21 protein-coding genes and 3 pseudogenes are annotated in these 26278 nt (G+C 67.4%); 18 read left to right on the top strand and 6 right to left on the bottom strand.

Going from position 1 to position 26278, the window contains the following annotated elements; all coding sequences use genetic code 11:
• Window positions 1-9: 9 nt before the first annotated feature.
• Window positions 10-447 (top strand): universal stress protein, encoded by a 438-nt coding sequence (locus AC4EEV_RS12990; RefSeq protein WP_109044011.1) that lies wholly within the window; start codon window positions 10-12, stop codon window positions 445-447.
• Here AC4EEV_RS12990 and AC4EEV_RS12995 read toward each other — a convergent pair.
• Window positions 422-1360, bottom strand: coding sequence for a methyltransferase family protein (locus AC4EEV_RS12995; RefSeq protein ID WP_491329134.1), 939 nt, complete (start codon window positions 1358-1360; stop codon window positions 422-424). The genes AC4EEV_RS12990 and AC4EEV_RS12995 overlap by 26 nt on opposite strands.
• Before the next feature lie 203 nt (window positions 1361-1563).
• Here AC4EEV_RS12995 and AC4EEV_RS13000 point away from each other — a divergent pair, with 203 nt between their 5' ends.
• Both AC4EEV_RS13000 and AC4EEV_RS13005 read left to right on the top strand, forming a co-directional pair.
• Window positions 1564-1935 carry a hypothetical protein gene (locus tag AC4EEV_RS13000; protein ID WP_491329135.1) on the top strand — a complete coding sequence of 124 codons (372 nt, stop codon included), beginning with the start codon at window positions 1564-1566 and terminating at the stop codon, window positions 1933-1935.
• Window positions 1935-2231: a hypothetical protein gene (locus AC4EEV_RS13005; RefSeq protein WP_491329136.1), complete on the top strand. Its 297-nt coding sequence runs from the start codon at window positions 1935-1937 to the stop codon at window positions 2229-2231. The genes AC4EEV_RS13000 and AC4EEV_RS13005 overlap by 1 nt, the downstream gene beginning before the upstream one ends.
• A gap of 62 nt (window positions 2232-2293) precedes the next feature.
• Here AC4EEV_RS13005 and AC4EEV_RS13010 read toward each other — a convergent pair whose 3' ends face one another.
• On the bottom strand, window positions 2294-3553 hold the full coding sequence (locus AC4EEV_RS13010; protein ID WP_491329137.1) for a glycoside hydrolase family 1 protein: 1260 nt from the start codon (window positions 3551-3553) through the stop codon (window positions 2294-2296).
• Between the two features lie 218 nt (window positions 3554-3771).
• Between AC4EEV_RS13010 and AC4EEV_RS13015 the strand changes: the two genes are divergently transcribed.
• From AC4EEV_RS13015 to AC4EEV_RS13055, 9 genes and pseudogenes are all read left to right on the top strand, one after another.
• Window positions 3772-5328, top strand: coding sequence for an ABC transporter substrate-binding protein (locus AC4EEV_RS13015; protein ID WP_491329138.1), 1557 nt, complete (start codon window positions 3772-3774; stop codon window positions 5326-5328).
• Between the two features lie 65 nt (window positions 5329-5393).
• Window positions 5394-6347, top strand: a complete 954-nt coding sequence (locus tag AC4EEV_RS13020; RefSeq protein ID WP_133831258.1) for an ABC transporter permease — start codon at window positions 5394-5396, stop codon at window positions 6345-6347.
• Window positions 6344-8449, top strand: coding sequence for a dipeptide/oligopeptide/nickel ABC transporter permease/ATP-binding protein (locus AC4EEV_RS13025; RefSeq protein ID WP_491329139.1), 2106 nt, complete (start codon window positions 6344-6346; stop codon window positions 8447-8449). The genes AC4EEV_RS13020 and AC4EEV_RS13025 overlap by 4 nt, the downstream gene beginning before the upstream one ends.
• A complete protein-coding gene (locus AC4EEV_RS13030) occupies window positions 8446-9453 on the top strand; it encodes an oligopeptide/dipeptide ABC transporter ATP-binding protein (RefSeq protein WP_491329140.1) in 1008 nt (335 codons plus the stop codon). The genes AC4EEV_RS13025 and AC4EEV_RS13030 overlap by 4 nt, the downstream gene beginning before the upstream one ends.
• A 37-nt stretch (window positions 9454-9490) precedes the next feature.
• Complete coding sequence (locus tag AC4EEV_RS13035; protein WP_491329141.1) at window positions 9491-11782, top strand: family 78 glycoside hydrolase catalytic domain; 2292 nt, start codon at window positions 9491-9493, stop codon at window positions 11780-11782.
• A gap of 50 nt (window positions 11783-11832) precedes the next feature.
• A pseudogene (locus AC4EEV_RS13040) lies at window positions 11833-12339 on the top strand (family 43 glycosylhydrolase); the annotation flags it as partial.
• Window positions 12340-12555: 216 nt separating this feature from the next.
• The gene (locus AC4EEV_RS13045) at window positions 12556-13020 is read left to right on the top strand and encodes a DUF8821 family protein (protein ID WP_491330885.1); all 465 of its coding nucleotides are present in this window, start codon (window positions 12556-12558) and stop codon (window positions 13018-13020) included.
• A 68-nt stretch (window positions 13021-13088) separates the two neighbouring features.
• The gene (locus AC4EEV_RS13050; RefSeq protein WP_491329142.1) at window positions 13089-15443 is read left to right on the top strand and encodes a glycoside hydrolase family 95 protein; all 2355 of its coding nucleotides are present in this window, start codon (window positions 13089-13091) and stop codon (window positions 15441-15443) included.
• 85 nt (window positions 15444-15528) lie between these two features.
• Entirely contained in the window at window positions 15529-17028 is a 1500-nt protein-coding gene (locus AC4EEV_RS13055) for a glycoside hydrolase family 43 protein (protein WP_491329143.1), read from the top strand.
• Between the two features lie 23 nt (window positions 17029-17051).
• On the opposite strand, the gene AC4EEV_RS13060 is transcribed toward AC4EEV_RS13055, so the two are convergent.
• Window positions 17052-17882, bottom strand: coding sequence for an IclR family transcriptional regulator (locus tag AC4EEV_RS13060; RefSeq protein ID WP_018763253.1), 831 nt, complete (start codon window positions 17880-17882; stop codon window positions 17052-17054).
• Between the two features lie 151 nt (window positions 17883-18033).
• Between AC4EEV_RS13060 and AC4EEV_RS13065 the strand changes: the two genes are divergently transcribed.
• Genes AC4EEV_RS13065 through AC4EEV_RS13075 form a run of 3 tightly spaced genes read left to right on the top strand, consistent with a single transcriptional unit; the run spans window position 18034 to window position 22717 of the window.
• Window positions 18034-20763, top strand: a complete 2730-nt coding sequence (locus AC4EEV_RS13065) for an alpha-L-rhamnosidase (protein WP_491329144.1) — start codon at window positions 18034-18036, stop codon at window positions 20761-20763.
• On the top strand, window positions 20760-21752 hold the full coding sequence (locus AC4EEV_RS13070; RefSeq protein ID WP_491329145.1) for an alpha/beta hydrolase fold domain-containing protein: 993 nt from the start codon (window positions 20760-20762) through the stop codon (window positions 21750-21752). The genes AC4EEV_RS13065 and AC4EEV_RS13070 overlap by 4 nt, the downstream gene beginning before the upstream one ends.
• Window positions 21749-22717, top strand: a complete 969-nt coding sequence (locus AC4EEV_RS13075; RefSeq protein WP_491329146.1) for an alpha/beta hydrolase — start codon at window positions 21749-21751, stop codon at window positions 22715-22717. Before AC4EEV_RS13070 ends, AC4EEV_RS13075 begins: the two co-directional genes overlap by 4 nt.
• Before the next feature lie 72 nt (window positions 22718-22789).
• On the opposite strand, the pseudogene AC4EEV_RS13080 reads toward AC4EEV_RS13075, so the two are convergent.
• Window positions 22790-22894 (bottom strand): annotated as a pseudogene (locus AC4EEV_RS13080) (hypothetical protein); the annotation flags it as partial.
• 335 nt (window positions 22895-23229) lie between these two features.
• Window positions 23230-23628, bottom strand: a pseudogene (locus tag AC4EEV_RS13085) (recombinase family protein); the annotation flags it as partial.
• Window positions 23629-24238: 610 nt separating this feature from the next.
• Between AC4EEV_RS13085 and AC4EEV_RS13090 the strand changes: the two are divergent.
• Window positions 24239-24487 (top strand): hypothetical protein, encoded by a 249-nt coding sequence (locus AC4EEV_RS13090; protein WP_491330886.1) that lies wholly within the window; start codon window positions 24239-24241, stop codon window positions 24485-24487.
• 22 nt (window positions 24488-24509) lie between these two features.
• On the opposite strand, the gene AC4EEV_RS13095 is transcribed toward AC4EEV_RS13090, so the two are convergent.
• Window positions 24510-25220: a DUF2625 family protein gene (locus tag AC4EEV_RS13095; RefSeq protein ID WP_491329147.1), complete on the bottom strand. Its 711-nt coding sequence runs from the start codon at window positions 25218-25220 to the stop codon at window positions 24510-24512.
• Window positions 25221-25394: 174 nt separating this feature from the next.
• Here AC4EEV_RS13095 and AC4EEV_RS13100 point away from each other — a divergent pair, with 174 nt between their 5' ends.
• Window positions 25395-25730: a hypothetical protein gene (locus tag AC4EEV_RS13100; RefSeq protein ID WP_285246854.1), complete on the top strand. Its 336-nt coding sequence runs from the start codon at window positions 25395-25397 to the stop codon at window positions 25728-25730.
• Between the two features lie 124 nt (window positions 25731-25854).
• A complete protein-coding gene (locus AC4EEV_RS13105) occupies window positions 25855-26223 on the top strand; it encodes a hypothetical protein (RefSeq protein WP_491329148.1) in 369 nt (122 codons plus the stop codon).
• Window positions 26224-26278: the final 55 nt, after the last annotated feature.

Consider the following 26278-nt stretch of genomic DNA (forward strand, 5'->3'; position numbering starts at 1 on the left):
AGGGGAGCCATGGCCGGTAACGGAAAGTACAAGATCGTGGTGGGAACGGACGGATCGGAACAGTCACGGGCCGCCATGGACTGGGCCGTGCAGGAAGCCAGGCTGCGGCACGGTGAGGTGCAGGCCGTAACCGCCTGGAACTTCCCCTACGTCAGTGACGCACTGGGCACCGCCTGGGACTATGAAATCTTCGAGAAGGACGCGCAGGCGATCCTGGAGGCGGAGCTGGAACGCGTCAAGGACCAGGACGTTGCCATCACCGGCCGCGTCGTGGAGGGGAACCCGGCTTCGGCGCTCATCGAGGCGTCCAAAGATGCCAACCTTATAGTGGTGGGCTCCCGCGGCCACGGCGGATTCACCGGCATGATGCTTGGCTCCGTTTCGCACCAGACCATCCACCACGCACACTGCCCGGTGCTGGTTATCCGCGAACCGGCCGTTGATTAGCGGTGTGGCTGCCTGGAAAAGTCGGGATCCAGCACCGGACGGTTTCGCGGTAGCGCTGGAATTCCTGGCAAAAACGCTTCGAGAGGTCTGCTTCTTCCAGTGGCCTGACGGCATAGTTCCACACCAGTGAGCCCAGCGCCGCATAGCCAACCACCAGCCACGACTGCAGGATGAGCCCGACGGCGGCCCCCTGCACAATGCCCGCCGCCGCCATCGGATTGCGGATCCAGCGGTACGGCCCGGCAACCACCAGGCGGTTTGCCATCACGGACGGCAACGGTGTCCCGTCCCCGAGGGTGGACATGACGGCGGCAGACCAGATCCCCAAAGCGCTCGCAAGGATGAGGATGGCGACGCTGGCCGGGACGGCAACGGCAGGGATGTCCAGGCCCAACCCCCAGCGCTGCTCGAGAAAGGCCAGGCAGGCCGGTACCAGCCCGAGGAAGAAACCCCAGAACACGACAATCTGTCCGAACGTGGCGGCAACATGGACTCTTGCCTTGGTGCGTTTCGGGGCCGGACGGAACGCAAAAGGGCCCCGGACAATCCACGCCGTGGGGATGCGGCCTAACAGCACCAGGCACAGTCCGGCAACCGACCCCGCAGTGGCGGCGCCCATGGCCAGCACACCGAGGCCCGCCTGGGTGCTCACCGTGGCATAGACGGCCAGGGCGACGGCAACAACGGTGGTCCACACGGTGCCGGCAAACGCTGCGGACCGCACTCCGCAGGCTGCGGCCGCAGAGGCAAGGACAAACAGCGGAACGTCGAATACGGCAACAAGGGCCGGGTCCAGGCCTCCCAGCGTTGCCCGGCGCACCGCCGGGTCCAGGAATACCGCAATCCACCACAAACACCCGGCGACAGCTTGAACGGCAAAGTACGCCCTGCCCCACTGGCCTGACCGCGGCACAGATCCCCCCGAATCTCTAGCAGGCACAAGGACTGAGCGGCCTGGTCTGTCTTTTCGGAGGCAGCGTTCCGGTGAATGAAAGCTGCGTCCTCCGCCATCCGCCTGGCGGCAAGACTTGCTCCTGAGACTACCCGTTGTGCCGGGATCCGCGTCCATGCCGGCGCCTGGCTGACCCGGACCCAAGAGAATGGACCAGGATGGACATGATCCGCGTTGCAACCCGCTGCAGGGTGATTATCGACAACGACTGGGCCGGTGATCCCGACGGGCTGGTGGCCCTGGCCCACCATGCGCTGTCCCCCGCCAACCGGATTGTCGCCGTCACGAGCTCGCTGACCAACCCCATGTTCGGCCCGACCGCCGGCATGGCACAGTGGGGCTCGGAGCTGGCGGGCAGCCTGCTCCAGGCCCTGACTTTGGCGGACCTCGCCGACGTATGTTCCGGACCGGACACCACCTTCACCGGGAAGCGGCGAGGGAATCCAGCCGCGCAGGCCATCGTGGAGGCGGCCGCAACCGGTGGGGACCTCCCGTTAATCCTTGTCTGCGCCGGCCCCCCTCACGAACGTGGCTGATGCACTCCTGCTGGATCCGGGCCTCGGTGGCCGAACTCGACCATGCCCTGCGGAATGCCGGGCCCGCCGGAAGGTGGCTGTGGGGACACTTCAACAGCCTGGAGGTGCCGGACTTCGTGCAGTTCGGACCGCTGTGGTGCCTGGGAGACAGCGCACCTTTGGCAGTCACCGGATTGGACGGCGCCACGAGCACTTTTACGGAGACGGGAACCGTACCGCAGCGGCGGACCTACACTTCAGTGGATTCGAGGCTTGTCGTGGCGGACCTGGTCGCAAGGCTGCGCATGCTTGGGTAGGCGCAACGCGAAAGGCAAATGGTCCGGGCTTACCGTGGAAACCCGGACCATTGCCCTTGGTGCTAGGCGGGCTGCGGTGCCCCGGCCCGGGCGTGCTCCCTGGCCAGGTTCCCCAACCAGCGTGCGCTCTCCTTGGGGGTCCGTTCCTGGGTGGAGCGGTCGACGGCGATCAGGCCGAACTTGGGCCCGTAGCCGAAGATCCACTCGAAGTTGTCGAACGCGGTCCAGGCGATGTACCCGCGGACATCTATGCCGTGCGCGAGGCAGGAAGCTACGCCGTCGACGGCCGTCCGCAGGTACGCTACCCGCTGCGTGTCATCCCCGGTGGCCAGGCCGTTCTCGGTGACAATCACCGGGATGCCGGCGATCCTGTTGGCCTCGCGGATGGTGGCCTCCAGCGCCTGGGGATAGATTTCCTCGCCCATCTGGTTGGTGGGCACACCCTCCGGCGCCGGGGCATGGCCGTCCGGGCCGTACACGGTGCGGCCGTAGGTTTGGATGCCCACGAAGTCGTCGCCGCGGGAGGCCTCGAGGAAGCGTTCGTTGACGTCGCGGCGTACCTGGTCTGCAATCCCTTCGCCACCGGGCAGCGCCTGGATATCGGAGTTTGCGAGGGTCCACCCCACCTGGAGGTCCGGGCGGCGGGCCTTGATGGCCTTGGTGGCGGCCCGGTGCGCGGCCACCTTAACCTCGAAACCGGCTTCGGTGGAGCAGAACTGGAACGGCGCGAGGGTGGCGGCCTCCACGCCCAGGCGCTCGGCGGCGGCGGCCCAGATGGGCACCATGCCGCGGTTCTCAGGGGCTTCCCCGCCGATGCCGAATGACTCCAGCAGCCAAGGGAGGTTGGGCTCGTTCAGGGTGCAGGCGACGCCGATCAGATCACCCAGGTGGGCCATGACCCGGTCGCAGTAGCGGGCAAAGAGTTCGGGCGTCCGGCTGCCCTCCCAACCGCCGATCCGAAGGAGCCACAGCGGTGACGTGAAGTGGTGGAACGTGACCACGGGGGTGAGCCCGTGTTCATGGCAGGCTTCCAGTACCCGCTTGTAGTGGTCCAGCGCAGCCACCGAAAACTGGCCTTCCTCCGGTTCGATCCGGGCCCATTCCACGGAGAAACGGTAGCTGGTAAAACCGAGGCCGGCGATCAGTGCGATGTCCTCGCGGTAACGGTGGTAATGGTCCACGGCATCCCCGGACGGCTCCGCGAAAATGGTTCCGGGAAGGTGCTCCAGGAACCAAGTATCGCTGTTGACGTTGTTGCCTTCCACCTGGTGGCCGGCGGTGGCCACGCCCCAAAGGAAGTCGCGGGGGAACGGGTTGGTCATGAGGTTCCTTTCGTGATGGACGCGTGCAGGCATCCGAGGCTTCGCTGCCTTCCATCCATCCTTCCGCCCGGCGTGACCGCCGCCACAATACTTTTTCAATCAATGACATTGTCATGTTTGGCGCCTGTGGCCCCGGCTGATTCTTGAAGGGAGCCGGCGAGCAGCCAGCCCCCACATCCGTTCCTCCGTCATCACATCAGAATGCAAAGGCGCACTACATGAAACTTCCGAACTCCACCGCCCGTGCGAGCTCCGCCGTTCTGGTCGGTGCCCTGCTGATGGGTTCCTTGGCCGCCTGCGGCGGCGGGTCCAGCCAGGCCGCCGCAAAGGCTGATACCAGCAGCCTCACCCTGGCCATCGACAGCGACTCAGCCTCCTTCGGTTTCGACCCGTTGCGCGTCTCCGCAGCCCAGCGCCAGTTCTTCGAAGGCCTCTACGACAGCCTGATGACCCTTCAGCCGGACGGTTCCGCAGGTCCGGGCCTGGCCAAGGACTTCAGCTACAACGCGGACAACACCGTCCTGACGCTGAACCTCAAGGATGACGTCACGTTCACCGACGGCTCCAAACTGGATGCCGCCCTGGTCAAGGCCAACCTGGACCGCCGGTCCGATCCCGCACTGAGCGCCTACTCCGCCGTCGCCAAGGGCGGCGCCCAGGAAATCACCTCCGTGGACGTGGTCAGCCCCACCCAGGTGGCCCTGACCTTCGCCAAGCCGCAGCCCGGATTCGAGAAGAACCTGGCCTCCACCACCGGCATGATCGTGGGCAAGAACGGTGTCACCGACACCTCCAGCCTCGCGGCAACCCCTGACGGTTCCGGCCCGTACACCCTTGACCCCTCCACCGTGAAGGGCAACAAGTACGTCCTGGTGAAGAACGACAAGAGCGCTGACGCTTCCAAGTACGCCTACAAGAAGGTGGTCTTCAGCGTTGTCCTGGACCCCCAGGCCCGCGCCAACGCCCTGGTCTCCGGCCAGGCCGACGTGGCCATGCTGACCTCGAACACCGTTGACTTCGCGAAGTCCAAGGGCGTCGGCGTTTCCCAGATCGGCGGCACGGTCAACACCATGATCTCCTTCGATAAGATCGGCAAGACCGCCCCGGCGTTCGCCCAGGAGAAGGTCCGTCAGGCCATCCAGTACGCCATCAACCGCCAGGCCCTGGTGGACGCCCTGCACAAGGGCGACATCCCCGCCTGGAATGCCCTCCCCAAGGATTCGGCAGGCTTCACCAAGGACCTCGAAACCAAGTTCGCGTACAACCCGGACAAGGCCAAGAGCCTGCTGGCCGAGGCCGGCTACCCCAACGGGTTCGAGTTCACCATCATCGCCGGCGCGCAGACCCAGACGGACCTGCAGGCAGTCCAGAAGGACCTCGCCGCCGTCGGCATCACCATGAACGTGAAGATGGCCGCCTCCACCGACGAAGCCTTCGCCGCCGTCGCCACCACGCCCCTGGGCTACGCGCCGCTGAACTGGGACAACCCCGTCGGCGTGATGTACGGCGCCATCCTCAACGGATTCACCAACGTCCAAAAGGCCACCGATGACCAGCTCAGCGCCGCCACCGGCGAGCTGGCCGCAGCGAAGGACGACGCCGCCGTAAAGACCGCCGCCACGAAGCTGAACACCCGGCTGGTGGAATCCGGTTGGATGATCCCGCTGTACGAGGCCTTGACCAACCAGGGCTACAACACCAAGAAGGTGGCGCAGGTGAAGTTCGCCGGCACCAACGCCTACCCGCTCCTCTCGTCCTACACGCCGGCCAGCTGATACCCGCACCGTCCCGGGCGGCCCTTGTCCACCAGGGCAACGGCCGCCCGGGGAGGGCCTGACCGATGGAGGTCACCATGGCACTATTCATTACCAAGCGCCTGCTGATGGCGCTTGCCACCGTGCTGGTGGTTGCCGTACTGGCATTCCTGCTGGTGCACGCAATGCCGGGCAGCCCCGGGGCCGTGTCCCTCGGCGCAGGCGCCTCCCAGCAGGCGATCGACGAGGTCAACCAGCGGATGGGCTGGAACGATCCGCTGCCGGCGCAGTTCTTCACCTGGCTTGGTTCCGCGGTCCAGGGCGACCTGGGCGTCTCGCTCATCGACGGCCGCTCGGTCAGCGCCGACCTCGCCAGCCGGCTGCCCGTCACCGCCTCGCTGGCTGCCGGCGCCACCATCCTCAGCGCGGTCCTTGGCATCGGCCTGGGCGTCACCGCAGCGGTCCGCGGCGGCGTCGTGGACCGGATCATTGGCGGAGTGGCAGGCATGGCCGTTGCCCTGCCCGCTTTCTGGATCGGCATCATCTTCGTCTACCTGCTGGCAGTCCAGTCCTCCGTCTTCCCGGCAACCGGTTATGTCCCCTTCGAATCCTCCCCACAGGACTGGGCCCTGTCCTTGGCGTTGCCCGTGATCACCCTGGCGGTGGGCGGAGGGGCATTCATCGCCCGGCAGACCCGTGCCTCCATGCTCGAAGCTCTGCAGCAGGAACACATCCGCACGCTGCGTGCCACGGCCACACCCACCTGGAAAATCCTCTACGTCCATGCCCTGCGCTATGCCAGCCTCCCGATTGTGGCCGGCATCGCCCTGCAGTTCATCCAGCTGTTCGGCGGTTCGGTCATCGCGGAGCAACTGTTCGCCATGCCCGGCCTGGGCCAGGCAGTCCAGAACTCCGTCAGCACCCACGACGCCCCGTCCGTGCAGGGCGTGGTGGTGATCGCCACCGTGGTGGTGGTCGCCGTGAACCTGGTGCTGGAACTCGCCACCAAGTTCCTCGACCCGAAGTTGCGTGCCTCATGATTCCCAACGTTGCCCCCGCGCCCGCAGACCAAGCACAGCCGACGACGGCCGCGGACCTTCGCAAGACACGTCGCCAGGGCGCGCCGAAGAAGTTCACCGGCAGCAAGCTGTTCGGCTCGCCGGGGAGCATCGCAGGGGTGGCCTGGCTGGCCGTCCTCGTGGCCGCCTCCCTGACTGCCCCGCTGTGGCTGCCGTTCAAGACCGAGGACCAGGACTTCACCGCCGTGCTCTCCGGCCCAACCGCCGCGCACTGGCTTGGCACGGATGAACTGGGCCGTGACCTCCTGAGCCGGATCTTCGCCTCAGCAGCCGGTACCCTCGGAACGTCAATGATCACGGTGATTGTCGCCGTCGGACTCGGAACGCTCCTTGCGATGCTGGCCGCAGCCGCCGGCGAGAGGGTGGAGAACGCGGTCAGCCGCATCACCGAGATCATGATGTCGCTTCCCGGCACCGTGATCATCCTGGCCGTGATCGGAGCTGTGGGAACCAATATTCCGATGATCATGGGAATCCTGGGCGTCCTGATCTCGGCCGGTATCTACCGCGTGATGCTCGGGCAGGCCAAATCCCTTCAGTCGCAGCTGTACGTGGACGCCGCCAAAGTGGACGGTGTCAGCACCGCCGGCATCAGCCTGCGCCATGTGCTGCCCGGCCTGACCAACACGATCGTCGTCCAGGCCGCGCTGATCTTCGCCGTCGGCATGCTGATCCAGGCAGGCCTGGCGTTCATCGGCTTCGGGCCGCCCATTCCGCAGCCCAGCTGGGGCGGAATGATCCAAGGCGCCTCCCAGCACGTCTATGACGCACCCTGGATGATGGTGCCCACCGGCGCCGTACTTGCCCTGACCGTCCTGTCCGCCAACGCCATCGGCAACGCCCTCGGCAAGGCGCCCAACGCCACCGCTTCACATCTGCCTTCCGCCGCCGCCCGGCGCCAGCGCGCCAAGGCAGTCGCCACCATCGCTTCAGCAGCCCCCGCTCCCGTCACGCAGGATGGCGTGGCGAAGGGGACGCTCAGCGTCCGCAACCTCTCCGTCGGCGTCGACAGTACCGGTGCGGGCAGCGGCGTCCCCCTGGTCACCGATGTCTCCTTCGACGTCGAACAAGGCACGGTCCTGGGGCTGGTGGGGGAGTCCGGCTGCGGCAAGACGATGACCGCGCTGTCCCTCCTCGGGCTGCTGCCGTCCGGGGTGTCCGTCACGGGCGGCCAGATCCTCTGGAACGGCAGGAACCTTGCCGCCACCACCGACAAAGCCATGGAAACCGTCCGGGGCCGGGACATCGCCCTGATCAGCCAGGAACCCATGCGCGCCCTGGATCCCATGTTCACGGTGGGCTACCAGCTCACCGCCACCATCCGGCGGCTCCGCGGCATGGGCAAGGCGGAGGGGCGGGAGGAAGCCCGGAACCTTCTGGAGAAGGTGGGGATCGTGGACGCTGCACGCATCCTCAAGACCTATCCGCACCAGATCAGCGGCGGCATGGCCCAGCGCGTGGCCATCGCCCTGGCGCTCGCCGGGCAGCCGAAACTGCTGGTGGCTGACGAACCAACCACCGCCCTGGACGTCACGGTGCAGGCCGAAATCCTGTCCCTGCTGCGTGCCCTGGTGAGGGAGACCGGTATGTCCGTGGTGATGGTGACGCACGACCTCGGCGTGGTGGCGGACATCTGTGACCAGGTTGCCGTCATGTACGCCGGCCAGGTGGTGGAGAACGGCAGGACGGACAGCATCCTGGACAATCCCCGGCATCCCTACACCCTGGCCTTGCTTGCCGCAGACCCGCACTCCAACCACGCAAGCGACATGCCGGAACGCCTCGCCACGATTCAAGGGCAGGTACCCCAGCCCAAGGACTGGCCCACCGGATGCCGGTTCGCGGCCCGCTGCCAGTTCGCCGGCTCAGCCTGCGCGGACCCCGTGCCGCTGCTGCCCTCCGGCGCCGGCGAAGGGCTGGTGCGGTGCGTCAAGGCGGACCAGCTCGCCGTCGAGGGCATGGACTGGCTGGCCACGGACGTACCCGCCGCCCGCACCCTGGAGATCACCCCCACGCAGAACCCGCGCACTTTGCAGACCATCGTCGAAAAGGACCTGGCATGAGCACCGCAGTCACCGAACGCCGCGACTCCACGCCGCCTTCCGCCGCCACCCCCATGCTGGAGGTCAAGGACCTGGTGGTCCGCTACGGCCGGGGCCGGAAGGCAGCCGCGGCCCCCGCCGCCGTCGACCATGTCAGCTTCAGCATCGCCCCCGGCGAGACCGTGGGACTGGTGGGGGAGTCCGGATCCGGAAAGTCCACCATCGGCAAGGCAATCCTGGGCCTGCAAAAGGTCTCTGGCGGCACCATCAGCTACCAGGGCAAGGACATCACCTCCGCCGGCGCCGCGGAGCGCCGGGCTCTGGGCGGGGAACTGCGTGCCGTCTTCCAGGACCCCAACTCATCGCTGAACCCGCGGAACACCATCGGCACGTCCCTGGCCGAACCGCTGCGCCTGCGAGGGGTTTCAGCGGCAGAGGCACGCGCCAAGGCCGGGGACATGCTGGAACGCGTGGGCCTGCCGCGGGACGCCGTGGACCGGTACCCCAGCCAGTTCTCCGGCGGCCAGCGCCAGCGCATTTCCGTGGCGCGGGCCCTGATCTGCGATCCACAGCTGGTGGTCTGCGACGAAGCCGTCAGCGCCCTGGACCTCTCCACCCAGGCGCAGGTGCTCAACCTGCTGGCCGACCTCCGCGACGAGCGGGGCCTGAGCTACCTGTTCATCGCCCACGACATCGCCGTGGTCCAATTCCTGGCCCAGCGCGTGGTGGTGCTGTACCGCGGCCAGGTGATGGAAAGCGGACCTGCCGCGGCCGTTACTGAAAACCCCAGGCACCCGTTCACCCAGGCACTCGTGGCCGCCTCCCCGGTGCCGCGTCCGGCGGAGCAGGCGGCGCGCCGCGAAGCCCGCGAATCACTGGGCGTCCGCACCGGGGCGGCTGCCGTGCCCGCACCCGGCGGCTGCCCCTTCCGGCTCCGCTGCCCCCTGGCCACCGACCTGTGCGCCACCGAGCGGCCGGCGCTGCGCCGGGTGGGGACGGCCGACGTCGCCTGCCACTACGCCTGAACCCCTTGCCTCAACTTCAGAACGGACCCCTTCTTCCATGACTTCCACTCCCTGGCTCGCCGCCATGATTTCGCCCGAGCAGGACTTCGACGGCGCCCCGCTGCTCCGCAAGGAATTTGCGCTCGAGGAGGGCCACGGCGGCGTGGTGAGGGCGACGCTGCGGGCCACCGCTTTCGGCGTCTATGAGGCGTTCATCAACGGCTCACCGGTGGGGGATGACGTCCTGAGCCCGGGCTGGAGCTCCTACGAGTGGCGGCTTCGCTACCGCAGCTATGACGTCACGTCCCTGGTGGCGCCCACCAGCGTGCTGGGGGTGGAGCTGGGCAACGGCTGGTACCGCGGCCGGCTGGCCTGGCACGGCATGTCCAACCTGTACGGCAGCGAGCTGGGGTTCTTCGGCCAGCTGGACATCGAGTTCGAGGACGGCCACGCCCAGTCGATCGCCTCGGACACCACCTGGCACGCAGGCCCCTCCGCCACCACCTTCAACGACCTCTACGACGGGCAGACCATCGACGCCCGCCTTTATCAGAAGGGCTGGGCGGAGCCCGGCTATGTGCCCGGCGCTGGCTGGACGGGCGTGCGTGAACTGGCGTTCGACGGCGGCCGGCTCGCTGAGCCTGTCGGCCCGCCGGTGGTGCGTGCCGGCGTCATCCGTCCCGTGGAAATCTTCACCTCACCCGGCGGCCGGACACTGGTGGACTTCGGCCAGAACCTGGTGGGCTGGCTCCGGTTCACCGTTCGGGGCGAGGCCGGGCAGGCCATCACCGTCCGGCACGCCGAGGTGCTGGAAAACGGCGAACTCGGTGTCCGGCCCCTGCGGTCCGCGAAGGCCACGGACACGTTCATCCTCTCCGGCGGGGAAGACGTCTTTGAACCCACCAAGACCTTCCACGGCTTCCGCTACGCCGAAATCGCCGGCTGGCCGGGAACGCTGACCGCGGATGACGTCGAGGCCGTGGTGGTCCACTCCGACCTTGAGCGCACCGGCACCTTCGAATGCTCCAACGAGCTCGTCAATCAGCTGCACCGCAACATCGTCTGGGGCCTCCGCGGGAACTTCCTGGACCTGCCCACCGACTGCCCGCAGCGCGATGAGCGCCTGGGCTGGACCGGCGACATCGCGGTCTTCGCCCCCACCGCCGCCTACCTGTACGACGTCAAGGGCTTCCTGCAGGACTGGCTGCTGGACCTCGCCGCCGAGCAAAAGGCGGCAAACGGCCTGGTACCCATCACCGTGCCCGATGCCCTGAAGTACTGCCCGCAACCGCCGGAATTCCCGGCCCCGGAATCCTCGGCGCTCTGGAGCGAAGCCTCCGTGTGGGTGCCGTGGGCACTCTGGGAGGCCTACGGGGACATCAGCGTGCTGCGGAACCAGTACGAGTCAATGGCCTCGCACACCCGCCGCGTGGAGGGGCTGCTCTCGCCCACCGGCCTGTGGGACTCCGGCTTCCAGTTCGGCGACTGGCTGGACCCGGACGCCGCGCCGGACCAGCCATGGGCGGCCAAGGCGGACACCGGCGTGGTGGCCACCGCCTGCATGTACCGCACCGCGCGCCTCACAGCGCAGGCTGCCGGGCTGCTGGGAAAGCACGACGACGAAGCGTACTTCGAGGCGCTCGCCGCCCGGGTGCGGACCGCCTTCGCTGAACACTACGTGGCAGCCGGCGGCACCATCCGCAGCGACTGCACCACCGTCTACGCGCTGGCCATCGCCTTCGGCATCCTGCCCACCCCGGAGCTGCGGGAATTCGCCGGGAACCGCCTGGCCGAACTCGTCAGGGCCAACAACTACCGCGTGTCCACCGGGTTCGCCGGCACCCCGTTCATCACCCACGCGCTGACGGACACCGGCCACGCGGACGAGGCCTACCGGCTGCTGCTGGAGGAGGGCTGCCCGTCCTGGCTGTACCCGGTGACGATGGGCGCCACCACGGTCTGGGAACGCTGGGATTCCATGCTCCCGGACGGCACCATCAACCCCGGTGAAATGACCAGCTTCAACCACTACGCCCTGGGCGCGGTGGCCGACTGGATGCACAAAGCCATCGGCGGCATCCGGCCGCTGGAACCCGGTTACGCCCGGGTGCTCATCGCACCGCAGCCGGGGGACGGGATCAACTGGGCCAAAACCTCCCTGAAGACTCCGCACGGTGAGGTCCGGGTGGAATGGACGCTCGACGGCGGTGCGTTCCGCCTGGAGGCGGCCGTCCCTGCCGGGGTGGCGGCCGACGTCGTGCTTCCGGACGGTTCCCGGCACGCCATGGAGGGCGGGACGCGCCGCTTTGACTGCCCTGTTGCGGTGCGGGAACCGACGGTGGCCCGCTGATGGGGGCCGCTGCCCGGGCGGAACCTGCCCTGCGCCTCGACGCCATCAGGATGCGGGACCCGTTCATCCTGGAGTCCGCTCCCGGCGGGTTCGTCCTGTTCGGGACCAGCGATGAAAATGTGTGGGGCGGACCGGCCACCGGCTTTGACTGCTACACCAGCGAGGACCTGGAACATTGGGATGGCCCTTTTGCCGCCTTCCGGCCGCCGGCGGATTTCTGGGCGGACACCCAGTTCTGGGCTCCGGAGGTGTACGCGCTGGACGGGCGGTTCTTCATGTTTGCCACGCTCGCAACATCGTCCCGGGCCCGCCCTCGGGGCGTTGTGGTGCTCGTTGCCGATGCGGCGATCGGCCCCTACCGGCCGTGGAGCGACGGACCGGTCACCCCGGCCGCGCAGCCCTGCCTGGATGGAACACTCTACGTTGACGACGCCGGCGCCCGGTGGCTGGTCTACAGCCGCGGGGCGGAAGGGACACAGGAGGAACCGGGGACCGCCGACGGCCACATGTGCGCGGTCCGCCTGGCCCATGATCTTCGCGCCGCCGTTGGTGAGCCGGTCCTGCTGTTCACGGCCTCCTCGGCCCCCTGGGCCAGGCCGCTGCGTCTCCCGGACGGTGCAGAACCTCCGCCGGGGGCCGAACGACACACCGAACGAACGGGTCCGGCTCACAGCTGTAAGAATCGACGGAAACAGCCTCCGCCTGCATCAGTGAGGTGCAGTGGAGGCGCTGATCTGCAACGATGTGGCACAAGACCATTCCCAGGAGGACTCATGCCGTACACCGTGGATTTCAAGAACGTGTCCACCGTTGGTTTGGAATCGTCGCCCGTTGCCGACGCGCTGGCCGGGCTGCGGGCCAACGAGGCACGTTACTACAAGAACAAATACGACCACGACTTCACCGTGGTCCCCGCGGACGAGGCGCCGGAAACGGTTGATTATGTCCACAACATCCTCTCCACCGAGCGGAACCTGGTGATCACCTCCAAGCCGCTTGAGGTGTCCTCTTTCGAGGTGGACGGGCTGCGGATGGCGTACGTGTTCTATGAGTCCGGGCTGTCCATCAACGTCATGTACGGCATTGCGGAAGGCGGCAAGCGGGCGGTCGGGTTCAAACTCTCGGACGGCATGGACGTTCCGGAGGAACTGGCGTCCAGCTTCAAGTTCGCCCGCCAGAAGTCCAAGCTTGCGGGCACCATCCGCGGTTCCTACTTCGTCATCAAGGGCGAGTACTGAGCGCTGAAGCGGGGGCATCGCCTGGATCCGCGGGGCCGGTTGAAGTGCCCGGCACGGATCCCGCCCACATGCTCTGGTACCGGGGCCCGGCGGAACGGTTCGTCGAGTCCCTGCCGGTAGGCAACGGACTCGCAGGGGCCACGGTTCGCGGCCTGGTGGGTGGCGAGCGCCTCCAACTCAATGAAGGTTCGGCGTGGTCCGGGCCAACCAGCCGGTCCGCACCGGCACTGGACCCATCCGCCGGACCGGCCACGCTCCACGCTGTCCGTTCGGCGGTGGATGCCGGGAATGTGCGCCGGGCGGAAGAGCTGCTGCTGGCATTCCAGGGCACTCATTCGCAGGCATACCTGCCGTTCGCTGTCCTGGCAGTGGACGTTGCCGGGTCCGCCGCAGCTGTTGACGGTGGGCCCGCCCGGTGGCTCGACCTCCGGACCGGTACCGCGGGGCACCGATACGTGGTTGACGGCGCCGAGGTCCGGCACCGGACCTTCGCCTCCCACCCGGACGCCGTCATCATCCACGAGATCACCGCCGACGCTCCCATCACCGTCCGGATCGGGTTGCACCCCGACGGCATCCGGCCCCTTGGACAGGACGCCGCAGAGCATGAGTGGGGGAACGAGCTCCGCCTGCGGGTGCTGCTGCCCAGCGACGTGGCGCCCGCCTTTGAGCGGACTGCCGAGCATATCCATTACGACGGCGACTCCCGCGCCGGAGCAGTCCATGCCGGCATCGCCACGGACGGGGCTGCGGACGTCACCGCGGGGGTCCTCGCGGTCACGGGCGCACGTTCCGTGCGGCTGGCCATTGCCACAGGAACGGTGCTGGCCCGTCCGCACGCCGGCCGGCACGCGAACACCGCCGGTTCCCCTGGCGACCTTGCCGTGCTCCTCACCGGCCGGGTGGCGCGGGCCCTCCAGGACTCCGCGGAGGCCGTGCTGGAACGCCACCTGGCCGACCACGCCGGGCTTTACGGCAGGGTCCGCCTGGGTCTCGGCCCGGACGCCGGCGCAGGCTCCGATCCGGGGAAGCCAACGGACCAGCGCATCCGCGACTTCGAAGTGGACAAGACCGATACCGCACTGATCTCCCTCCTGTTCCACTACGGCCGGTACCTGTTGATTGCCTCCTCCCGCGCCGGTGGGTTCCCGGCCAACCTCCAAGGCATCTGGAACGAGGAACTGCCGCCACCGTGGAGCAGCAACTACACCGTGAACATCAACACGGAAATGAACTATTGGCCGGCACTGCCCGCCAACCTCGCCGAATGCCACGAACCACTGCTGCAGCTGGTGGACACGCTTGCCCGCACCGGCCCGGCCGCTGCCGCCCTGTACGGTGCGCGGGGATGGGCGGTCCACCACAACACGGATCCCTGGGGCTACCCGTTTGCCGCCGGCGCCGGCGAAGGCGACTCCATGTGGGCCAGCTGGGCCATGGGAGGCACCTGGCTGGTCCAGTCAGCCTGGCAGCACTACGCCTACACCGGGGATGCCGGCCGGTTGCGGGCTTCCTGGCCGGCCATCGAAGGGGCATGCCTCTTCGCACTGGACTGGATCATTGGGGATACGGAGACCGGAACGCACACGTCACCGTCCACCTCTCCCGAGAACCAGTACGTCGCCCCGGACGGCGCGCCGGCGTCGGTGAGCCGGTCCTCCACCATGGATGTTTCCCTCCTCCGCGGGCTCCTCGATGCGGCACGGCACGCCGCCGCAGCCTTGGCGGAGGACCCACCCTGGCGGGCGGACCTTGCGGACAAGGTGCACGCCCTTCCCGGGCCGGCCACCGGTGACCGGGGAGAAATCCGGGAATGGTCGTTTCCGGCCACTGAGCATGCACCGGACCACCGGCACACCTCCCACCTGGCGGCCGTCTATCCCCTGCTGCAGTGGAACCCGGAGGCCACGCCGGCGCTCGCCGCCGCCGCTGCCAGGACCCTGGAACTCCGCGGCCCCGAGTCCACCGGCTGGGCCATGGCCTGGCGCATCGCTCTTTGGGCGCGGCTTGGCAACGCGGCAAAAGCTGAGGAGAGCCTGAACCTGGCACTCCGGGTGGCGGGGGAGGGCTTCGACGGGCGCGGCGGGGTCTATCCCAACCTCTTCACCGCCCACCCGCCGTTCCAGATCGATGCGAACTTCGGTGCCACCGCCGGCATCGCCGAGATGCTGCTCCAGTCGGACCCGGCCGCCATCCGGCTGCTGCCTGCCCTGCCGGAATCATGGCGCGAGGGATCGGTGACCGGCCTGCGGGCGGTGGGTGGAATCGAGGTGGACATCCGCTGGTCCGGGGGCGTCCTGGACAGCGCCGTGCTGCGGTCTGCCGCGCCCGTCCACCGGGAGGTCATCTGGAACGGCCACCGGACCACCGTGCGCCTGTCCGGCATCCAGGATGTTGAGCTCCGCCGCGGCAACTTCGCGTAGCGGCCCGCCCCGCCGGCCCCGGAACGCGTTTCAACGAATGAAATAAGGCCACACGGTGGACCGGGCCAGGCGAAAGGATGGCTGGATGCACTCCAACCCCATCCTTCCCGGCTTCAACCCGGACCCGACCATTGTCAGTACCCCGGACGGTTACTACGTGGTGACGTCATCGTTCGGATACCTCCCCGGACTGCCGGTTTATCACAGCCAGGACCTGCAAAGCTGGGAGCTGATCGGGCATGTGGCCACGCGTGAGGAGCAGGTCCACGTTGCCAACGTCCCGACGCCCGGAGGGGTCTGGGCGCCGACGCTCCGGTACCGGGACGGCGTGTTCCACCTGATTGTTTCGGTCTTCCTCGGGGGCCGCGGCTGCGTGCTGTTCACTGCCACAGACCCCGCCGGCCCCTGGAGCGACGGGATTGTCATCGACGCGGTGGACGGCATCGACCCGGACCTGGCCTGGGATGAGGACGGAACCGCGTACGTGACCTTCGCCCGGCACCCGGACGCGATCCAGCAGGTCCGCGTGGACCTGGAGACCGGGACGGCCCTGGAGGAGCCCAGGCCGCTCTGGCAGGGCAGCGGACTCTACTCGCCTGAGGGTCCGCACCTCTACCGGCGCGGCAACTGGTGGTACCTGCTGGCGGCCGAGGGCGGGACGGACAGGGGCCATGCCGTCACCGTGGCCCGTTCGCGCCAGCCGGACGGACCCTTCGAGGCGGCGCCGCACAACCCCATCCTCACCGCGGCCGGCACGGGCTGGCCCATCCAGAACACCGGGCACGCAGACTTGGTGGAGCTTCCCGACGGCGGCACCGCCATGGGGCTGCTGGGCGTCCGTCCGGTGGGCCTCACCCAGGCGTTTTCCCCGCTGGGCCGCGAAACCTTCCTGACCACGGTGGACTGGGATGACGACTGGCCGTACGCGAGCCTGCCGGTGCCGTCCGCCGTCCTGCCGGAACGGACCGAATATGACTTCACCGGGGGTGCCGGCCTGGACCACCTGCACTGGATTGGAGTCCGGCGGACACCTGCGGACTTCACCACGCCAACGGACCGCGGGCTGGTCATCAGTGGAGACGGAAACACCCTCGGCGCGGCCCGGCCCGCCTTCGTCGCCCAGCGGCAGCGCCATCAGGGCATCGAAGTGCGGGCCGTCCTGGACGTCACTGCCGGGAGCGGCGGCATCGTCGTGCGCAACGCGGAGGACAACTGGTTCGGCGTCGAAGCCGGCAGCAGCAGCGCAGGTGTGACGGTCACCGCGCGGGCCGTCGTCGCAGGCTTTGACCGTACCTGGGAGGCAACGCTCCCGCACGGTGACGTTGAACTGGCGATCCTGGCCGAGCCGCCGTCGCGCGATTTCACGGCCGGGGCCGTGGGCGGCGACAGGATCCGCCTCCTCGCCCGGCCTGCGGCACCTGATGCTGCCCCGGATGGCCGTGCCGGCGAGGTGCTGCTCACCGAACTGGACGGCAGGCACTGGGCGTTTGAAACCGCCAAGGCGTTTACCGGGCGGGCCTTCGGCGCCTACGCCGTGGAAGGAGACGTCGTGGTTCGCCGCCTGGACTATTGCGGCAAGGACTGAGGCGGCCAGGACTGACGCGGCCGTTACCCCTGGGAGTGCGTCCTGACGTCCGCGCTTGCCTGTGCTTGGAAGCCGAGGTTGCGGGACACCGCCCTGGCGGCGGCGCGGACCGCCGGGGCCAGGACGTTCGGCGGCGTGGAGCCGTCCGGAACCACGATGGACAGGGACGCCACCACGGCACCCTGGGCGTCGAAGATGGGCGATGCCACGGACACGGTCCGGGAGGGCAGGCTGCGGCGGATCATGGCGATGCCGGTCCGCCGCACATCGGACAAGGTCCGGCGCAGCTGGCCCTCGGGCATCTCGGATACGCCGGGTTCGATCTCCGGCGGCCGCTTCAGGATGGTTTCCTGGAACTGCTGGTCCGCTCCGGCCAGGAGCACCAGGCCGATGGCCGTGGACCGGAGCGGTGCCCGGCCGCCCACCCGGTACGCCACCTCGGTGGCGTCCTTCGCGGACAGCCGCTCGATCAGCACCGCCTGCTCGTTGTCCCGCACCGCCAGCAGGACGTGGTGCCGGGTGACCTCGAAGAGGTCCTCAAGGTAGGGGAGCGCGATCTCCCGCACCCCGTGCCCGCGCGGCGACAGGGACGCGACCTCCCACAGCCGGACCCCCACCACATAGCGGCCGTCGTCCAGCCGTTCCAATGCACCCCACGCCACCAGCCGGGCGATCAGCCGCAGCGCCGTGGGCGCCGGCATCTCCGCGTACCGGGCCAACTCGGACAGGGTCAGTGCCCGGCGCCGGTCCGAGAAGACGGCGAGCAGGCTCAGCGCCCGGTCAATGACCGGTTCGCCCTGTTTCGGCCGCTTGCCGCGGGCCGGCGGGGTATCCGTTTCCGGGGTGGCAGTCATGGCAGTGGTTCCTAGCGCCGTGGATTGTTGCGGTGGCCCGCAGTGAGCTGAACCACAATACTATTCCAACCATTGAAAGCACCCTGTGGGGGACCGGTGGCGGCACACGATGCTGGAACTCCCAGCAACCGCACTCCAGGAGTCCCGCCGCATGACCGCCCCCACCCGGCTTCGGGCCGAACACCTGTCCGAGGCGATGGGCCTGACCATCCGCGAACCGCGGCTCGGCTGGACACCGCCCGCCGGAACCGTCCGCCAGGCCGCGTACCGGATCACGGCCGGCAACGGCTGGGATACCGGCAGGGTGGAGTCGGCTGAAAGCAGCGGCATCCCCTACAGCGGCCCCGCGCTGGATTCCCGCAGCCGGTTCGAGTGGCGGGTCCGCACCTGGAACATCGACCCCGCCGGCACCGAAACGGCCAGCGGCTGGTCCGAACCGATGTCCGTAGAGCTCGGCCTCCTGCACGCCTCCGACTGGGCGGCGCAGTGGATCGGGCCCGGCGATGAGGACGTCCCCGCCCCCGGGGAGCGGCCCGGCTGGGCCCTCACAAAAACCTTCACCCTGCAGACCGCCCCGGAGCAGGCCCGCGCCTACGCCACTGCCCACGGCATCTACGAGCTCTTCATCAACGGCGGCCGCGTCGGAGACCAGCAGCTCACCCCCGGCTCCACCAGCTACAACACCACCCTCCAGGTCCAGGCCCACGACGTCACCGGCCTGCTCCGCGAAGGCGTCAACACCATCCGCGCCGTCCTCACCGACGGCTGGTACCGCGGCAGCTTCGGCTACACGCGCGACGCCGACATATACGGCACGCACACGGCCCTCCTGGCGCAGCTCGAGCTGGAGTCCGGGGCGGGCAGGCAGGTCATCGGCACGGACGCGACGTGGCAGGTGTCGGCCACGGAGATCACCAGCGCGGACCTCGTGGCAGGCCAGCGCGTCGATTTTCGATCGGGCGACGCCGGCCGCGCACCTGCCGGAGGCACGGCACCAGGGCCCCGTCCCGCCGTCGTCCGTCCCGGCAGTATGGACGCACTGGCCGGACCCCTCGCTCCGCCCACCCGGGTCACCCGCGAGCTCGCCCCCGTTTCCATCACCCGCCTTCCAAATGGCAACCAGGTGGTGGACTTCGGCCAGAACATCCACGGCTGGATCCGCCTCACCCAGCTGGGGGCGCCGGGCGAAATCGTCACGCTGGAATACGCCGAGGCGCTCGGCGGTGACGGCGACGTCACCCGGGACCACCTGCGCCCGCATGATTTCCGCTCACCTGGGGCGTTCCTCGACGCCGGCCAGGTGGACACGGTCATCTCCTCCGGCGCGCCCGGCGAGGTCTTCGAACCCCGCCACACCACCCATGGCTTCCAGTACGTGTCCGTGCAGGGCCTTCGCCGGGACCTGCATCCCGAGGACGTCACCGGCTGCCTGGTCCGGACGGACCTGGAACGCATCGGCACCTTCCGGTGCAGCGACGAGCGGCTGAACACGCTCCACGACATCGCGGAATGGAGCTTCCTGGGGAACTCCTGCGAAGTCCCTACCGATTGTCCCCAGCGCGAGAAAGCCGGCTGGACCGGAGACTGGCAGCTGTTCGTCCCCGCCGCCGCCTACCTGTACGACGTCACCGGGTTCTCCCGCAAGTGGCTGCGGGACGTCCGGGCGGACCAATGGGAGAACGGCGTCATCGCCAACATTTCACCGTCGGCCGGGCCCGCCGTCACCTCGGCCGACTTCATGGGCTTCACCAACGGCTCCGCCGGGTGGGGCGACGCGATCGTCATGGTGCCGTGGGAGGTCTACCTGGCCACCGGTGACGCATCGATCCTGGCCGAAAACTATGATGCGATGAAGCGCTGGCACGGCTTCGTCCAGACCTCCGCCGAAACCCGGCGGCACCCCGCCAGGGCCGCCGCACACCCCACCCCGGCACCGCACGAACAATACCTGTGGGACACGGGCTTCCATTTCGGCGAATGGATGGAACCGGACGGTCCCGAGCCGGACCTCTTCGCCGCCCGCAGCGCCGACAACGGCATCGTGGCCACCGCCTACTACCGCCACACCACGGACCTGATGGCACGCATCGTGAGTGTTTTGGGCCGCAACGACGAGGCTGCCGAGCTGGCAGAACTCTCGGGCCGGATCCGGGACGCCTGGGAAACGGAATACCTCGGCCCGGACGGCCGCGTCACCCAACCGAGTCAGGCCAACTGCGTCCGTGCCCTGGCCTTCGGCCTGGTCGGCCCCGACCGCCGCGCCGGGGTCACCGCGCAGCTGGCGGAGCTGATCCGGGACGCCGGCACGCACCTGGGCACGGGATTCCTGGCCACGCCCTACCTGCTCCCCGTCCTGGCCGACAACGGTGAACTGGACCTGGCCTACCAGCTGCTTATGCAGGACACGGAACCGTCCTGGCTGGCCATGGTGGACCGCGGCGCCACCACCGTGTGGGAGCTGTGGAACGGCATCGACGCCGCGGGCACCGCACACCAATCCCTCAACCACTACAGCAAGGGGGCCGTGGTGACCTTCCTGCACCGGTATACGGCCGGGCTGCGCCAGGCACCGGGAAGCGCCGGCTGGGAACGGATCATCATCGAGCCACGCCCCGGCGCCGGACTGGCCTCCGCCTCCACCTCCCACCTGGGGCCGCGCGGCCTGATCCAGGTGGAGTGGGCCGTGGCGGAGGGGGCAGCGTCCCCGGGGAAACAGCACGACGCCGGGCTGACGCTCACTGCCACGATCCCCGCCGGCACCACCGCGGAGGTGCTGCTGCCCGGCGAACCGGCCGTCGTCGTCGGGCCGGGAATCCATACTTTCGTTGCCGCCACCGGTGGGGACGCTGCTACACCCGAACTGATGAGGAGCACACTATGACAGTGGAAGACGCTACGGCCATACTCGACCCCGCCCGTCCTGACGTTTCCCGGCCGGGCGGCAGGGACGTTCCGGCGTTCCCCGTCTTTGACGCGCCCGGAACACCGGAGCAGGTCTCGGACGTGTCCGCCGTGCACCGGGAAATCACGTATGCCCGGGCCATCGGGTTCCGGCCGCTGAAGCTGGACATCTGGCTGCCGCGCCAGGCGTCCGGCCCCACACCGCTGGTGCTCTGGGTGCACGGTGGCGCGTTCCAGCTGGGCGACCGCCGGGAACTGCCGCCCACGTTCGCACCCAACTCGGTGTTCCGGCTGCTCAACGAGGCCGGCATTGCCTGTGCCACGGCTGACTACCGGCACTCCCTTGAGGCACCCTTCCCCGCCCAGCTCCACGACCTCAAAGCCGCCGTCCGGTACCTGCGCGAATTTGCCGCAGAGCTGAACGTCGACCCGGACCGGTTCGGCGCCTGGGGTGAATCTGCCGGCGGCCACCTGGTGGCCCTCCTTGGACTGACCGGCAACCACGGCGGCCTTGAAGGCGGACTTGGTGCGCAAGGGCACTCCAGTGGCGTCAGCGCCGTCGTCGACTTTTACGGTGTTTCCTCGCTGGTGGACATCCCTCCCATGTCCATGCCTGAGGGTCTTTTTCCCGCTGCCCTGACCGCGGCGGTGCCGCCGGGCATGTCCCTGCAGCCTGAGTACATGCTGGTGGGCGGCTCGGATGATCCGGAGCTGCTGGCTGCGGCCAGCCCGGTCAGCTACGTGGACGCCGGCGCCGCCCCGTTCCTCCTGGTGCACGGTGACTCCGACGGGCTGGTGCCGCATTCGCAGACCGACCTGCTGGCCGCCGCGCTCGCCGAGGCTAGGGTGGAGCATGAGGTGGTGACCATTGAGGGCGCCGACCACTGCTTCTTCGGCGCGGAGGACAGGATGGCGGACATCCTCGACTCTGCCGTCCGCTACTTCTCCAGGAAGCTGGGCACGCCATGACACCACGGACAGACCCGGCGGCGGTTGCCGCGGAGGCTCCCACGGCCGGCGGCCCGGGGGGAACCGCCGACGGTTTCGCCGAATATCTTGCCAGCCCTGAAGGCCCGCGGTTCCTGAATCCCGACGCCGTCCGGACGCCTGGCCCCGACGTCCCCATCCACACGGTCACTGCGGACGGGCGGCACGGGCCGGTGGCGCTCCGGATCTACGGCGAAGCAGCCGGAACCGGAAGCCCGGCCCTGGTGTGGCTGCACGGCGGCGGCTTCGTCAGCGGCAGCGTGGACATTCCCGAGTCTGATTACCTGGCCCGGGTGCTTGCGGACCGGGGGACGCCGGTGCTGTCCGTTGACTACCGGCTGGCACGGGACGGGGTCTCCTACCCCATTCCGCATGACGATGCCCTGACCGGATGGTTCTGGGCGCGGAAGAACGCCGCATCCCTGGGACTGGATCCGGACCTGCTCTGTTTGGGCGGTGCCGGTGCCGGCGGCAACCTGGCCGTGGGCGCCGCGCTCTACCTGATTGACGCGGGCAAGCCGCTGCCGGCCAAGCTCCTGCTGGCCTACCCCTTCCTGCATGCCGAACTCCCGCCGCCGGCCGGCGGCCTGGACGAGGCGGTCATGGCCGGCCTGCCCCGGCATTTACGGTTCACCCTGGAGGACTGCATCCGCACGGCGGAGAACTACGTGGGCGGACCTGTCAGCATGGCGCCGTCCTATGCGATGCCCGGGTATGCCGATCCTGCCGGCCTTCCGCCCACAGCGCTCCTGGCCTGCGAATACGACGACGCCCGCGGCTCGACCGAGCTTTTTGCTTCCTCGTTGGAGCGGGCCGGGGTTCCGGTGTCTTCCTTCCTGGCCCGGGGTGCCGTCCACGGCCACCTCAACCACACGGCGGGGCTTCCCGAGGGGCAGCCCGCCCTGGACTTCCTGGCCCGGGAACTGGCGGCGGTTCGGGCGGCATAGGCGGTGAGGTCCTACGCCCTGACCCGGAAATTCGCGGGTGAGGAGTTCCGGCGGCAGGCCGGGGTCCTCCCAGGGGAACGCCCGCCTCGCGTCAATGACCCCGGTCCGCAGCCAGAAGGCCTCTTCGCCGCTGAGCTGGTGCGGGTCCAGGGGGCCGGGCCGTAGGTATCGACGTATGGCGTGTACTGCCGGCGGACGTCGTCAGGATCCCACGCCTCAAGCAGCGGCCGGCCGCGCAGAGCGGCGGACCCAGATCTAAAGATGGGTGGCGACTGCCAGAGCGTAGGGCGACGCCAACTATGCCGGCTTCGAAAAAGTGACGATCCGTCTCGATGGCTGGCAATCAAAGTGGCTTTCATTTTCCGAAGTCGTCTGCACACGCTGCCCCGAAAGTACGGGACGCGTGCAGACGGGTATGGAAATCGGAGTGTTCAAAGTCCCCTGTTTTGGTCGAGAGTCTTCTGCACGAAAGCTCCAAGGCCGTGCCCTCACTGCCGGGAAGCGATCACGTTCGCCACCGCCATGCCTTCGCGGGTCCGGGCGCGAATAAGGTCGGATTCAAATTCCGCGACCATGCCAGGGACGTTGAACAGCAGCTTTCCAACCGGGTCATGGGGATCGTAGATGCTGCCTCCGATGTTGAGGATTACGCCCTTGCGTGTGAGTTCGTCGGCAATATCCCTTGCGTCCGGCAGGGACCTTGCCAACCGGTCAAGTTTGGTGACAACGAAGGTGTCGCCGTTGCGGCACGCCGCCAGGTTCTTTTTCAGGCCGGGCCGGTCACGCTTAGTGCCGGCAAATCCGTGGTCGACGTGGACCATGTCGTCGTCGGCTCCCAGGCCGTGGAGGGCATGACGCTGGGCGGTGAGGTCCTGGTTGCTGGTCGAGCAGCGGGCATTACCGATGAGCATGATTGGGCTGTAGCGTATAAGGCCCCTTCACCGGGCATTAATTCGGGCGGGGTATACGAGAATCCGAACTTGGCGGATGCACGCGGATTTGGAACGAGTCGATGGGCAGCGCCGGCACGTCCGGGGGACGACCGGCTTACGGACACCCGTCGCCTGTCAGCCAGGGGGCGTCAAGTATAGGAATACATGCATTCCCGGTCGCGGGCCGTATCAATACTCCTAAGTCTGGGTATCGCCAGCTGCACGGTGCGCGAACGCCGCGCACTTCCGGAATTTCGGGTTTAGGACGATTATGGTGAAAGCATATGGAGAGAGAGGATCAGAGAATTATGTACTGGCCACTAATTCCTTCCGTCCTCGGATTTGCTATTTTAGGCTTTTGCTTCTTTTATGTCAGACGCAATAGACCCGAAGGTGATGGAAGCCCGTTCCTGGGACGCCGAACCATAATGGTGCTAACAATCGCCTCTTTGGGTCTTTTCATCTACGCGCTCGTGGGTGCTCTCACAACAGCATCCTCCTAACCCGCCGTGGAGTTGCAGAGATGGATGAACGTCAGAAGCTGACTGTTCCAGATCTCGTTGGGCAGCCTGTGCACATTGCCCAGGAGATGGCGGCGAGCATTGGCTTTGGTCTTGCCGCTGGCGACCCTGACGGGCCAGGGCTGCGTTCGCGTACGTGGCCAGGGCTGTTCTGGGTGACCTCCCAAGATCCGCCCGCTGGGTCCGTCCTTGAGCGGGGGAGCCAAGTCAGGATTACTTTCGTTCAAGACGGTCAAGCCCGAAGCGACGTGCCGGAGCAGCCGGATGGGCCGATCCCCTCACTTACGAGTCGGGCGGAGGACAACAAGAACGAGTGAGCGATGTCCGGTCAGGGATCCCTCACCGAACGCCAGGCGGAGGTCCTCCATTCTGATTCGCGCTGAGGCTGTTGGCCATGTGTTCATTTAAATAGAGCAGTTCATGGAAGGGAACGGTTTTTCTTGCCGCCGTTGCGATGTTCTGGCCCTCCTTCGTGAAGAGGAACGGGTAGACGCTTATGCCTTCGTCGAGGGACAGCGCTGCGACCTCTTCTTCCCATCCCGGCCATCTCAGTTCGCGGTAGAACTCCGTTGTTCCGCCCCCTACGAGCCACTCGACGAATGCCGTGTGGCCGGCTCCGAGGGGCGTCCACTCCAGAGTGTCCGGACCCCAGTAGCAGACTTCACCGGGCTCGGCACGAAGATCATCGTGATTGATAGCGAAAATGCCACCCAGGACGTCGTAAGCAATGACGAGATGCCTTGGGGGCACTGCACGAGGATCGGGATCACCTAAAGCGTTTACTGTAGCGATGTCCTCGATTCCATTGGCGCCAGCGCCGAGAATGCGGACCCATCCGTGGTCGATGACGATAGCCGCGCAGTTCGACGCAATTGCTCCCAGCGTCGACGCGGCTGTCACCTGCAGGCGGAAGAGAACGTTCCTTTTGGACGCGTCGTCCGCTGACAACACTTTGAAGTCGACCACCGCGCCAGCCAAGAGCTCCACCAGCCACGGCCACGCGGGAGAATCGACGCCAAGAAGCTCGTCAGCAGATCGTGTTGGAGTCATAATCAGATCCTGTCATAGGTCCGATTGCCCAGTTGCCGCGACTCCAGGAACGCAATGCCACCCGGACTTTCCGGCGGCGCCGATCCCTTCAGTGTCCGCTGAGGGATCCTTCACCGGACACTTAGCGCCCATCAAGCAATATCGCACTCATTCCTCAGTGCCTAGAATGCAACCATGTTCACGTCCAACTTGACCATCGTCCGTAAGAGCGGCATGGATCTCACGGTCCAGACCTTGGAGACCACAGAGACCCATCTCCTCATTCGCCTCCGATCAGAGGCCCGAATTCCATCCAGCCATAGGGCAGCAACAACTTTGGCAGCGGTGCATGAGCGATTTACGCTCACAGATGGACACGGCACGGCGCTAATGACCGCGCAAAGCAACTCGCTTTCAGACGGCCCCTTCGGAGGAATCCTCTACCTGGCCTTCCCGTCAGATGGCCAGTTCGATCTAGGCACTCCACTGACCCTCAAATCCGAGAACGCCGAAGTGACCTTTCAACTCTGACGCAAACGGCGCGATTGAGGATCCAGTACCGGAGGCCGTGAGGAAAATGTGACCAGCCCTAGCATTGTCACGCTCTTTCCCACGGCATACTCTTTGAGCCTGATCGGGAATTGGGGGCGGTCGCATGGCCGAAAAAATCAGACGCTCATCATTGGCCCTTGCGCTATCGGCCGTCCTGGTTGCGTGCGCTGTTCCTGCCGCGCCGATGACCAAAGCCTCCCCGGAAACACTGACCCCCGCTGCTTCGGGCATGCCAAGCCGGCTTTATACCCACTGCGGAATCAAGGAATTGCGCGTGGAGGACACATTCTTCGTTGCCGAAACACCATTGGACGACGGTCAGGGCAATCCACCTCCGGGATGGGGAAACCCCTATCAGGACGGCGCCGTGACCGTGTCCGGTTCAAAGGCTATATTCCGGGACGACAATGGCCACATCGTCACCTTCCTTGCTCGTCCCGGTGCCACAGGCTTTCTCAACATCTGCTCCTGACCGTCGATACGCCGCCCGATAAGGGATCCACTTACGGCACAAGCAGCCGACGCTA

The organism is Pseudarthrobacter sp. MOO14 (genome assembly GCF_058267675.1).